Origin of the sequence: Corynebacterium sp. BF-R-2 (assembly GCF_024586525.1) — a bacterium.
Taxonomy (GTDB): Bacteria; Actinomycetota; Actinomycetes; order Mycobacteriales; family Mycobacteriaceae; genus Corynebacterium; species Corynebacterium singulare.
Genome location: NZ_JAMFTP010000005.1, coordinates 23,287 through 34,955 on the forward strand (window position 1 = coordinate 23,287; position 11,669 = coordinate 34,955).

Genomic DNA, 11,669 nt, shown 5'->3' on the forward strand with positions numbered 1-11,669 from the left:
TACCTAGCCGCTGCGCAGTGCGTTTTAGAATAGGCCGGCGTGCTCCTCTGAGTACGACACGAGCATATTCTTGGTCTCCTGATAGTGCCCCAGCATCATGAGGTGGTTCTCGCGGCCGATGCCGGACTCCTTGTAGCCGCCGAAGGCACTGTGAGCGGGGTACACGTGGTAGTGGTTAATCCACACGCGGCCGGCCTGAATTTCGCGGCCAGCACGGTAGCAGGTGTTTTGGTGGCGCGACCACACACCGGCACCGAGGCCGAAGTTGGTGTCGTTCGCAATCTGGATAGCTTCCTCGAAGTCCTTGAACGTGGCCACGGAGAGCACTGGGCCAAAGATCTCCTCGCGGAAGATACGCATATCGTTGGTGCCCTTAAACACGGTGGGCTCGATGTAGTAGCCGTTCTCCAGGCCCTCCACCTTGTTCACGTGGCCGCCGACGAGGGTTTCCGCACCTTCCTTCGGGCCCACCTCGAGGTACTCGGTGATTTTATCCATCTGCTCCTGCGAGGCCTGGGCACCCATCATGGTCTCGGTATCGAGCGGATGCCCAATCTTGATCTTCTTTACGCGCTCCACGGCCAGCTCAAGGAACTTGTCCGCGATGTCCTCATGGATAAGCGCACGCGACGGGCAAGTGCAGACCTCGCCCTGGTTGAGGGCGAACATAACAAAGCCTTCGACGCACTTCTCTAGGTAGTCATCGTCCTTGTCCATGATGTCGGCGAAGAAGATGGACGGCGACTTTCCGCCCAGCTCCAGGGTGACCGGAATGACCTTGTCAGCAGCGGTCTTGTTGATGATCTTGCCCACCGGGGTGGAGCCGGTAAAGGCAATCTTGGCAATGCGGTCAGAACCGGACAATGCCGCACCGGCTTCTTCGCCAACACCATTAACGATGTTGAGCACGCCCTTGGGCAGGAGGTCCTCGATAATCTCAATGAGCAGCAGGATGGATGCGGGAGTCTGCTCGGCCGGCTTCATCACGATGGTGTTGCCGGCAGCTAGGGCCGGGGCAATCTTCCATGCGGCCATGAGCAAAGGGAAGTTCCACGGAATGATCTGGCCCACCACGCCCAGTGGCTCGTGGAAGTGATACGCCACGGTGTCTTGGTCGATTTGGGAAAGTCGGCCCTCTTGGGCGCGAATAGCACCAGCGAAATAGCGGAAGTGGTCCACGGCTAGTGGAATGTCAGCGGCGAGGGTCTCACGCACAGCCTTGCCGTTCTCCCAGGTCTCCGCAACAGCAATCTTCTCCAGGTTCTCCTCGATACGGTCTGCAATGCGGTGCAATAGCAGAGCACGTTCTGCCGGGGTGGTCTTGCCGAAGGTCTCGAAGGCCTTCTCGGCGGCATCGATAGCTAGGTTAATATCTGCTTCCTTGCCGCGGGCTACCTGGCAGAAGACCTCACCGGTCACCGGAGTGATGTTGTCCATGTACTCGCCATCGACGGGCGCAACCCACTCGCCGCCGATGTAGTTGTCATAGCGCTCGCGGAAGGAGACGATGGCATTGTCAGTTCCGGGGTTTGCATACAAAGTCATGCGCGTAGTGCCTTTCTTGTAGGTTCTTGGCCAACACGGAGGCCACCCGCACAAAATTCATAGACAGTGACGGGCAACACACCATTGAATGCGAGTGTAGCGATATATTTTGTCAAACTCACGTTTTTCTACAAGAAAGCTTTTGGTTGGTATTGGGAAGTTGCCAAGAAGTTGGCCTAGAAAAAGGGCCCTAACTGACGGGGATCTAGGCCCCAGAGCAATTTTGGGCAGGATCTGCGTCAGTTAGGGCCCCTGGGAGCGCGGCAGGCACGTAGGCCGGGCTCAAGCGGGCGGCCGGGCAGGGCCGGCCGAGACCGGGAAAGACTGAAAACGGAAGAACCCCCTCCATCAAGGAGGGGGTGAAGGCGCCTAGCTGCGGCGGCCGCGGCGCGGCTTCCACATCACCACGGAGGTGGAGCGCGGCACGTGCACGAGCTCGCCACGGGAGGGCCGGGATTGACTGCGCAGGCGCTCAACTTCAGCTTGCAGCTCGTCCCGTTCGGCGGCGAGCCGGTCTCGCTCGGCGGTGAGCTCAATGATGGATTTGATACCGGCCAGGTTCACGCCATCATCCTGCGAGAGGGCCTGAATCTTGCGCAGTAGCTCAATGTCGCTTTCGGAGTAGCGGCGGCCACCACCAGAGGTGCGGGCTGGGGACACCAGCCCCATGCGGTCATAGGTGCGCAGAGTCTGGGCATGCATGCCGGAGAGCTCAGCGGCGACGGAGATGACGTACATGGCCTTGGGCTTTGCGGTATCGCTTCTGCCTGATGCGTCCTTGTTCATCACACACCTCCCTCTAGCGCTTTACCGGGTTTCCGGCCCAACCCTTGCGCGGGTCAAAGCCGGAATCCTTCTCCGCCTGCGCATAGCTGCGCAGCGCCGAAGAGGCAGCGGCATCCAGATTGGTGGGCACAGCGACCTGGACACTCACCATAAGGTCACCAGCCTTACCGGAGCGCTTCGGCACACCGCGGCCCTTGACACGCAAGGTACGGCCGTCGGGGGTACCGGCAGGCACTTTGACGCGCACTGGTGAATCGAGGGTGGGCACCGTAATGGTGTCTCCCAAGGCCAGCTCCGCGAAGGAGACCGGGACGGTCACGTGCAGGTCATCGCCCTCACGGGTGAAGACCTCATCCGGCTTGACGGTCACGGCAACGAAGAGGTCACCAGACGGCGTGCCGTTTGGACCAGCCTCGCCTTGGCCGGCGAGGCGCACCTTCTGGCCATCAATAACGCCGGCGGGGATGCGCACCGTGATGGAGCGGGTTCGGTGCACCGTTCCGGAACCGGAGCAATCCGGGCACGGATCCTCAGCGCGCTGGCCGGTGCCGCCGCAATCGGTACACGGCGCGGACAGTCCGAAGGTGCCGCGTTGTTCAGAGGTGAAGCCGGTGCCATCGCAGGTCTTACACGTCGACAGCTTCCCGGTCTTCGAGCCCGAACCGTGGCAGGTGGTGCACGGCGCCTCGCCGCTGAGCTGCAGCGGGATCGTGGTGCCTTTGGCTGCCTCGCGGAAGGAGAGGGTTATTTGCGTTTCGACGTCGGCCCCCCGCGACGGCCGAGCTGTGTGGCCAGCACTACCGCCGCGGTTGAAAACGCCACCGAAGATATCCCCAAAACCGCCGCCTTGAGACGCTCCTCGAGGGGATCCTCCGAAGATGTCGGAGAGGTCGAATTCTTGCGCACCCGGTCCACCCATGTTCGGGGATCGAAACCCGCCGGGAAATCCGGCGCCTCCTCTCCGCCCAAAGCCACCGCCGCGCATCATGGCCTTGAACTGGTCGTAGTCCTTGCGGTCGGAAGCATCTGACAGCACGTCGTACGCCTCAGCCACCTGCTTGAACTTCTCCGCCGCCTCCGGGTTGTCCGGGTTGGCGTCGGGGTGATTCTCGCGGGCGAGCTTGCGGTAAGCATGCTTAATCTCGTCGGCGGTAGCGGACGAGGAGACCCCCAGATCCGCGTAGTAATCCTTGTCTGCCCATTCTGGCTTAGCATTCACTGGGCATCTCCTCCTTTCAGGAGATCTAAAAAGCTATTTCTAAAAAGTTGTATCTCAAAGGTTCTATCTAAAAGAAGAGTGGCGCCAAGGAAGAAACACCCTGACGCCACCATCTGCCGTTATTCTGCGCTATCCGGGCTGTCCGGAGCAGCGGCAGACTCTGCCTGGCCGGCTGGGTCGGCGATAATCACCATGGCGGTGCGCACAACGCGCTCGCCTACCTTGTAGCCGCGGCGCAGCACGGTACCCACTGCCTGCTCATCACCAGTGGAGAGGTCCTGGACGGCCTCGTGCACTTCGGGGTCGAAGGCCTCGCCTTCCTCACCGAAGGCAACCATCTGGTTGTTGGTGAGCACGCCGTTGAGCTTGTCCGCGATGGCCTTGAGCGGTCCCTCGTTGAGGTCGCCGTGCTGGCGTGCGAGTTCCAGGTCATCAAGGATAGGCAGGAAATCTGCCAGGACCTTGGCCTTAGAAGTCTCAATCACGGCCTGTCGGTCGCGCTCGGTACGACGGCGGTAGTTGGTGTACTCCGCGTTGAGGCGCTGAAGGTCCTCGGTGCGCTCAGCCAGCTGAGCCTCCAGGGAGTTCTCTGCAGCGTCGGCAGCCGGGTCGGCCGCTTCTTCCTCGGCGATGTCGCGTGCGGCATCATCCACGGCGGCCTCAGCCTCAGCGGTGTCTGCGGTCGCGGCGTCAGCCTGGGCCTCAGCAGCCTCGTCAGCAGCACCATCGGCAGCAGCGGCCTCGGCGGCGGCAGCCTCCGCGGCGTCGGCGGAGGTTGCCTCAGGGTCGGTGTTGGCCGGGTTGCCCGGGTCCTGAGGGGAGGTCATGGTTTACTTCTCCTTGTTCTCGTCGTCCTCGTCGACAACCTCGGCGTCGACGACGTTCGGGTCACCCGCAGCGTCACCAGCAGCAGCGCCCTCAGCGCCTGCCTCAGCAGCCTGGGCCTCGTACAGGACCTTGCCCAGCTCCTGGGACTCGGTGCCGAGCTTCTCGACGGCCGACTTAATCGCCTCAATGTCATCGCCCTTGAGGGCCTCGTCGACGGCGTCAGCAGCCTCGGTCACGCGGGTCTTGAGGTCCTCCGGCAGCTTGTCGGAGTTCTCATCCATGAACTTGCGGGTCTGGTAGGAGGTGGACTCTGCCTGGTTGCGGGTCTCCTGCTCCTCGCGGCGCTTCTTGTCTTCCTCAGCGTGTGCCTCGGCGTCCTTGACCATGCGGTCGATCTCTTCCTGGGACAGGCCGGAACCATCCTGAATCTTGATGGTGTTTTCCTTACCGGTGGCCTTGTCCTTGGCGGTCACGTGAACGATACCGTTGGCGTCGATGTCGAAGGTGACCTCAATCTGCGGGATACCGCGCGGTGCCGGGGCAATGCCACCAAGCTCGAAGGAGCCGAGCAGCTTGTTGGCGGAAGCCATCTCGCGCTCACCCTGGAAGACCTGAATCTGCACGGACGGCTGGTTGTCATCAGCGGTGGTGAAGGTCTCAGACTTCTTGGTCGGGATGGTGGTGTTGCGCTCGATGAGCTTGGTCATCACGCCACCCTTGGTCTCGATGCCGAGGGAGAGGGGGGTGACGTCGAGAAGCAGCACGTCCTTAACCTCACCGCGCAGGACACCTGCCTGCAGGGCAGCGCCCACAGCCACGACCTCATCCGGGTTCACGCCCTTGTTCGGCTCCTTGCCGGTGAGTTCCTTCACCAGGTCGGACACGGCCGGCATACGGGTGGAACCACCGACGAGGACCACGTGGTCAACCTCGGACAAGGACAGGCCAGCATCCTTGATGACCTGGTTGAACGGAGCCTTGGTGCGGTCCAGCAGATCCTGGGTGATCTTCTGGAACTCGGTGCGGGACAGGGTCTCATCCAGGAACAGCGGGTTCTTGTCAGAGTCAACCGTGATGTACGGCAGGTTGATGTTGGCGGACTGGGAGGAGGACAGCTCAATCTTGGCCTTCTCCGCAGCCTCACGCAGACGCTGCACGGCGCGCTTATCCTTGGTCAGGTCAACACCCTGGGAAGCCTTGAACTTATCGACGAGCCAATCGACGATGCGCTGGTCCCAGTCGTCACCACCGAGCTGGTTGTCACCGGCGGTAGCCATGACCTCGACCACGCCGTCACCGATCTCCAGCAGGGAGACGTCGAAGGTGCCGCCACCGAGGTCGAAGACCAGGATGGTCTGCTCCTGCTCGCCCTTCTCCAGGCCGTAGGCCAGAGCAGCGGCAGTCGGCTCGTTCACGATACGCAGGACGTTGAGGCCTGCAATCTGGCCGGCCTCCTTGGTGGCCTGGCGCTGGGAATCCTCGAAGTAAGCCGGGACGGTAATGACGGCGTCGGTCACGTCCTCGCCCAGGTAAGCCTCGGCGTCACGCTTCAGCTTCATGAGTGTGCGGGCGGAAATCTCCTGCGGGGTGTACTTCTTGTCATCGATATCGATGGTCCAGTCGGTACCAATGTGGCGCTTGACGGAGCGAATGGTGCGGTCCACGTTGGTAACCGCCTGGTTCTTGGCGGACTGACCAACGAGGATTTCGCCGTTCTTGGCAAAAGCCACGACGGACGGGGTGGTGCGGGAACCCTCGGAGTTAGCAATAACGGTGGCCTCGCCACCTTCGAGCACGGATACAACCGAGTTGGTGGTACCAAGGTCAATTCCTACTGCGCGTCCCATAATCTTTTCTCCTTGCGTGTTGGGGTTTGTTTTAAGTTGATTGTTCGCGACTCAACTTCTGCCGCGTCCAGTCAGCGACTCTAACAGAAGCAGCACTCAAAGTCATCCAAACCTGAGCGCCGGTCACTCAACCCTTACAACGCCAAGTCCCCAAAAGTTGTTCCCGACGCACTCAAGTTTTTTATCCACGCCCACAACATGGCTGGTCAACCTATGAAAAATCTGCACACGCTTCCTCCCCGAAACCCCGATTTCCGCGCCCGAGACACGGCAGGCAATGCATCCTAACTTTCAGTAGCGCGGTGTCCCTGGGTTAGGTTAGGCTGAACGGACTTTCACGGACTAAGACAAATTGTGAAAGTCAGGTGCAACGACTGTAGGCACTTCTTCACCCTGAGAAGCGCCCGACAGATGCGTGCGCGAGCCTTACCACCTTTTAGGAACGTCTCGCCCCGCCCTCCCGACGCAAGTACCCCGCGCACTTCAACGCCAATCTGCATTAATCCCAGCACAGGTTTGCCTGCAGCGCCCCGTTCGGCTCCTCATAGATATCGAACCAATCGGCAACAGCGCTCAAGGCCGCCACAATGTCTTCGCGCTGCCCATCAACGTTGGGGAAACGGACAATCACATTTGGGAGTTCTTGGTCCCCAAGTCCCAGCAATTGCATACCGAAACGAGTATCCAGAGCATCAAACACATGTCCCAGGGCGCCCAGTGGAAGAACATTTGCACAGGCTGTACAGGACATAGCCATCGCCGCCTGCCCCACTGATGCTTCCACTACCGCAAATTGAGAATTGGCAATTTCCTCTTCCCAAATGTCCCCCGAATCAGTCCAGACAGACGGCTCATCAACCTCAGCCTCAGCGCGCACCGAGAGGTCAGGATTCAAGCCAAACGCTGCGAGCGCCTCATACTCGCGCCCGATGAATTCCTTGTACTCCTTCAATCCACCGACCAGAGCAAGGTCCTCTTCTTCGACATCATCGGGATCAATACTCTCGTTCCACATTGCCCACAGGGCACCGTGCAATCCTTGCTCATGCAACTCATCAAGCACTGAATACTCAGGCAATCCCGAATCAAATGTATAGATGGTGTGGCCCCCATGTGCCAGCTCTCCAATCGGATCCGGGAGCCCAAACTGTTTCCAGTCAATAGACATAATGCTTCTCCATTCTCAGAGTCCTATAAAGTCGAGGCGTCCTACTTCGCCACGTCCACGTTGTTACGCCAAGTCAAGACTGCGGCCATCAAGGTGACGGCTCATCAATTTCTGCGCAATCTGTAAACTTTCCAAGAGTTCATTCGTCGCGCGATACATCGCCACCGCCAGTTGCGTTTCATCCCAACCTTCGGTGATATCGAGACTACGCGCAATCCGAAGCTGGTCACCTTCACAATGAAGTTGACTTGCAGGGGCATACTGGGCAAATCGTTCTTCCACTGGGGCGATGTCCTTATCTTTCAGGCGAGCGGAAATCTCATCCGCCGACGCCACAGAACGCCGCGATAGTTTAGATAGCCAACCTCGCCGTGTCGGCTCCGCGAGCGGGCCCGCTGTCGAAATTCGCAGAGTTTCTATCTCACCGTTGCGTGCTGCGAACTTTTCCCAGGAAAAGGTATAGGCATCATCCAATTCTGCGTGCAGCATGGTCTCATTAATCACGCTGACCGCAGCCCCAGCTCCATCCAAGTATTCGCGCAGCCGCGCTATTGTCACTGGAGATGTTGGTTCATGTGAAATTCCGAACGCTGGAGAGCGGAATTCTTCCGGCAGTTTAACGACGGAATTAATCTCCGCTGTCTCCAGATCGAATACATCTTCCGTCAGAGGAGATATCTCCCACGTAGCCTTGCGGAGTTGTGCAAACCTGTGCTCCCCCACTTCGACGAGCATTCGTACGAAAGAAACCACCTGTTCCCAGGTGCACCCCGACTCGAGACGGAGCATGGCTCGCAGCGCTATCTTAACTCCAGCGGGGGTTTGTTCATCCACGAGGAAAAAGACAGCAAAAGGCAGTTCGCGAAGCTGTTGCGCGACACGATCATAGTCCGCTCGCATAGCTGACTCCGGAAATTGAGTCTCTACGATGTCACCCATAATGATGTCGGTGCCCGGTACGTGCCGAATGTACACCGTCGACAAAGGTGTGGGGATTTGGAAATAGGCACCGCCTTCATCATCAACGGGCACGATCATAAATTTATAGCCCAAATAGCTCAGCGCAGCAATAACCGGGCGCGTAGCTGCAAAAGTATCAATCATGGCAGTCCCCCTAGAATTTTCCACGTGAGATGAGGTCATTTACTTTATCCGTATCGATCTTCCACAGAGCGCGAAACTCTTCGATTGGCATTCGAGGACTTGTGATGGCGTCAAGGCTCGATACCTCAGGTTCCACAGCCGCATATACCAATGTCTTACCGGAATAGAACTCCGGATCATCCCAGCGAATCCCATAACCCTCACGCAGCCACCGCGCAACGTGTGCAGTAGAAAAGAACTCATTGAAACGTTCATGCCCACGATAATCGAACGGAACGCGGGCCAATATCTCATCTAGAAGCTTGGTATAGTAGCTATCCTCTTCTCCGTATCCATTCGTTGGATTTCCATCGCTATCAAAAAATACAAACGCCGGTGCCGACCGTCCCGCGACCTCATAGTGGAACATCCTTTCACGCTGCCCTTTAAACTCCTCGGTTATAGCCGGAGGCTTCATCTCCCTATCCATATCCCGCCACACCGGGGAGTCTAAGCCCTCATACTTTTCCATCCCCCACGCTTCAAAAGTCCACCTGGCAACCGTAAGATCATCGTAATAACCAAATGGAGGTGGATCATATCCTTTATCAACCATTCCCGTAACCGTGACAAAAAGTCTGTCGGCCTTATCGAGTCCAAGGAGGGAGCGGTGCCGCCGCGCACCAGGCCAACCTCCGATTTGAATGCCGACCACACCGTCATCCGGAATACCAACTGATCGACTTCTACGAATATCCAAATCGGCTATCTTATAGCCCCAATCCACTGCAAGCGGGAAAGGCTCACATAAAACAACGGCAACCCATCCCGGAAGATCGACATCAATGAACATGACGGAATGCAAAAAATTCTGTGGAAGAAGCAACCTACACCAATCATCCACCGTCGACTCCCCAACATACAACGATTCCCACTCTTTCTTTCCTAACTGAAAGTCATCAGTCATGTGGTGAGTTCCGGCGTAGGGATATTCCATAAATGCTTGCTCGACATTTTCAATAGTCGTTCGCACAAAACAAACATCTTTACCGACTGGGAGTTGCCCAAAATTAAACGTCATTCCACTACCTCATTCAAAGACTTCTTAAAATCCCATCCCCCTACTTGACGGAAGCGACCACAAAACAACTCTTCATCACTGCAATCAATCCCTTGGCGGCCAAGCATGAGCCGAATCTGCTCAATTTTCAACTGAGCAAACCCTCTGCCCTCAAAGCTCATATCGTGGTCCCAATTAATCCATGAGGGCACCCGTCGCCTAGGGTTGTCAACCCAGAGGGACCCTGGAAAATTGTCCACCCCCCTCTGCACCTCGTACGCGCACTGGTCTTCGATCATACCACCTTGAAAAAAGACCTCCCGCCGAAAATCCGTGTAGTTAATCATGATTGAACGTGATTTTCTCGTATCCTCTTCTCGAATATACTGTGCAGTTATATACCTCGCCCAGGGAGTTAGATGGATCCCAGGACTTGGACAACACAGCGAATACCGGTCATACCGAGGAGTAGGCTCCCCCACCACGGCTGGTCTTACAAATGCACACCAACCAGGAGCTGACGTTTCAGTCAAGATTTCCTTTACCCTTTGCTCAGGAGCTTTCTCTAGCTCCTCGCGAGTATCCCTTTTCCACGCTTCAACGCCCCCATCACGCAACGGCAGAGGTTGAGCCAAGATCTCCGGATCGCCGATACACCTCGAAATACAATGCTCCCATGCCTCCTCAATATCACAGTCAACAAAAGTGACATAGTCGTAGATTCCCTTACCACATTCAAATATATACTCTGGTTTCTTCACTGTATTGTCCTTTCCATTTCCAGCTCCACTCATCCTTTCGCTTTGGCCTCCTGCGCTACTCGTTCTGCATAATCTTTCAGTGCCTCCTGCGCCTGCTTTGACAGCATTGAAGAATCTAACTCCACCAGCAAGACCGTTCCGCCAGGATTAGCAAAGAGCGCGCTTCCTCCATGACCAAAAGCTCGATTACTCGAGCGTGAATCAAACTCAGTAAAGATTCCGTTTTTGTAAAGGCCGAGGTTCACATCCCCTGTATCTTCCATTTTTTTAACCCTGAATTGTAAATCGGGGCGCTTTTCGCGAATGCGGCCGTCGATAACATGAGCCCCGGTCTCTGGCGACCAATAAATCGAACCATTTTGAAAATGGTTAAATTTTCCCTCTCGGTTCGGCAGAGACAACTCATCAGTTACCGGATAACCGAGGCGTCCTTTTTCCCACCCCAATTGACCCCATTTCCCCCTAATGGCCCCTCCTATTTGATGCGCAATTCCACTATCTGCATCAGGATGCCAATAGATCGATGTGTCCTTGTGAAACTCTTGAAACTTGCCACCATCAGGAAGCTGAGCTTCATTACGAATAGCATCACCGAAAAATCCATGACCTCCGAGGCGGACGTACGCCTCATAAATAGGTCCGCGAATCCAATAGCGATGAAAGACGTCTGCCTGTGCAGTCGCTACGCAAGCAATAACGAAAAAAATAGCAATGAGAGAGGCAAGATATCCTCGCCTAAGAGAGATATTCAACACGCAGTAATTATTACCCAGTCCACCCTCAACGAGGCGGCAGACCGCAAAGAATCCCCGTCTCCCCCCCCGCATGCGGGGGTAACAAGCCTCATTTTGAGACCTTTCGTCCAATTTCGCCTACCCCCACAGTAGCCATAGACCAAAAATGCACCATCACTTATCGCCTGCGTTCATCCAGACGCTTCCACTTATCCGACTATGCACATATTGGGCAGTCGCCTCCCATATGGCCCAAGCGCCTGTCTGCCAACATCCATGCCAACGCCATAAGGCTCCCCCAACATTTAGACCAATGTGCGCCACAGTGGATCGTGCCCACGCCCGAGGGGGTCCCCCTCCCCGCCCCCATCATGGAAAGATTACTTTTCTGAACTACTTTGACCAGTATCACATTCGATGGCTGCGCGCCATAGGTCGCCCCACCATCGGATAAGAAAGGAAACGGCAGGCAGTGCGCATTTTTCAGACGCGGACTCGTCGTTTAAGCGATCGGCCGCCGGTACAATAAGAAACGGGCTTTCCTCATTCCTTTCTTGATTTTCATACCCCACAGCGCCCACGCACCCGTGGGACCTGGACGCGTATGACCGCTGCGGCGCTTCGTCCCAGCACCCCCG

The 11,669-nt window shown here is 57.0% G+C and carries 10 protein-coding genes; all 10 read right to left on the bottom strand.

Going from position 1 to position 11,669, the window contains the following annotated elements; genetic code table 11:
• Positions 1 to 24: 24 nt before the first annotated feature.
• Positions 25 to 1,545, bottom strand: coding sequence for an aldehyde dehydrogenase family protein (locus M5J09_RS04335; protein WP_257157071.1), 1,521 nt, complete (start codon positions 1,543 to 1,545; stop codon positions 25 to 27).
• Positions 1,546 to 1,914: 369 nt separating this feature from the next.
• On the bottom strand, positions 1,915 to 2,331 hold the full coding sequence (locus M5J09_RS04340) for a heat shock protein transcriptional repressor HspR (protein ID WP_257157072.1): 417 nt from the start codon (positions 2,329 to 2,331) through the stop codon (positions 1,915 to 1,917).
• Between the two features lie 13 nt (positions 2,332 to 2,344).
• Entirely contained in the window at positions 2,345 to 3,550 is a 1,206-nt protein-coding gene (dnaJ, locus tag M5J09_RS04345; protein WP_257157073.1) for a molecular chaperone DnaJ, read from the bottom strand.
• Positions 3,551 to 3,669: 119 nt separating this feature from the next.
• Positions 3,670 to 4,377 carry a nucleotide exchange factor GrpE gene (gene grpE / locus M5J09_RS04350; protein WP_257157074.1) on the bottom strand — a complete coding sequence of 236 codons (708 nt, stop codon included), beginning with the start codon at positions 4,375 to 4,377 and terminating at the stop codon, positions 3,670 to 3,672.
• 3 nt (positions 4,378 to 4,380) lie between these two features.
• Positions 4,381 to 6,225, bottom strand: coding sequence for a molecular chaperone DnaK (gene dnaK, locus M5J09_RS04355; RefSeq protein ID WP_257157075.1), 1,845 nt, complete (start codon positions 6,223 to 6,225; stop codon positions 4,381 to 4,383).
• A gap of 499 nt (positions 6,226 to 6,724) precedes the next feature.
• Positions 6,725 to 7,393, bottom strand: a complete 669-nt coding sequence (locus M5J09_RS04360; RefSeq protein ID WP_042532510.1) for a hypothetical protein — start codon at positions 7,391 to 7,393, stop codon at positions 6,725 to 6,727.
• Positions 7,394 to 7,456: 63 nt separating this feature from the next.
• Positions 7,457 to 8,497, bottom strand: coding sequence for a hypothetical protein (locus M5J09_RS04365; RefSeq protein ID WP_257157076.1), 1,041 nt, complete (start codon positions 8,495 to 8,497; stop codon positions 7,457 to 7,459).
• Between the two features lie 10 nt (positions 8,498 to 8,507).
• Positions 8,508 to 9,557 (bottom strand): hypothetical protein, encoded by a 1,050-nt coding sequence (locus M5J09_RS04370; protein ID WP_257157077.1) that lies wholly within the window; start codon positions 9,555 to 9,557, stop codon positions 8,508 to 8,510.
• Positions 9,554 to 10,297, bottom strand: a complete 744-nt coding sequence (locus tag M5J09_RS04375; protein ID WP_257157078.1) for a hypothetical protein — start codon at positions 10,295 to 10,297, stop codon at positions 9,554 to 9,556. Before M5J09_RS04375 ends, M5J09_RS04370 begins: the two co-directional genes overlap by 4 nt.
• Positions 10,298 to 10,326: 29 nt before the next feature.
• Positions 10,327 to 11,052: a hypothetical protein gene (locus tag M5J09_RS04380; RefSeq protein ID WP_257157079.1), complete on the bottom strand. Its 726-nt coding sequence runs from the start codon at positions 11,050 to 11,052 to the stop codon at positions 10,327 to 10,329.
• Between the last annotated feature and the right edge of the window lie 617 nt (positions 11,053 to 11,669).

What these genes read in the sequence shown, in the direction of transcription:
- M5J09_RS04335 (WP_257157071.1), bottom strand. Translation starts at nt 1,545, where the DNA reads ATGACTTTGTATGCAAACCCCGGAACTGACAATGCCATCGTCTCCTTC.
- M5J09_RS04340 (WP_257157072.1), bottom strand. Translation starts at nt 2,331, where the DNA reads ATGAACAAGGACGCATCAGGCAGAAGCGATACCGCAAAGCCCAAGGCC.
- grpE (WP_257157074.1), bottom strand. Translation starts at nt 4,377, where the DNA reads ATGACCTCCCCTCAGGACCCGGGCAACCCGGCCAACACCGACCCTGAG.
- dnaK (WP_257157075.1), bottom strand. Translation starts at nt 6,225, where the DNA reads ATGGGACGCGCAGTAGGAATTGACCTTGGTACCACCAACTCGGTTGTA.
- M5J09_RS04360 (WP_042532510.1), bottom strand. Translation starts at nt 7,393, where the DNA reads ATGTCTATTGACTGGAAACAGTTTGGGCTCCCGGATCCGATTGGAGAG.
- M5J09_RS04365 (WP_257157076.1), bottom strand. Translation starts at nt 8,497, where the DNA reads ATGATTGATACTTTTGCAGCTACGCGCCCGGTTATTGCTGCGCTGAGC.
- M5J09_RS04370 (WP_257157077.1), bottom strand. Translation starts at nt 9,557, where the DNA reads ATGACGTTTAATTTTGGGCAACTCCCAGTCGGTAAAGATGTTTGTTTT.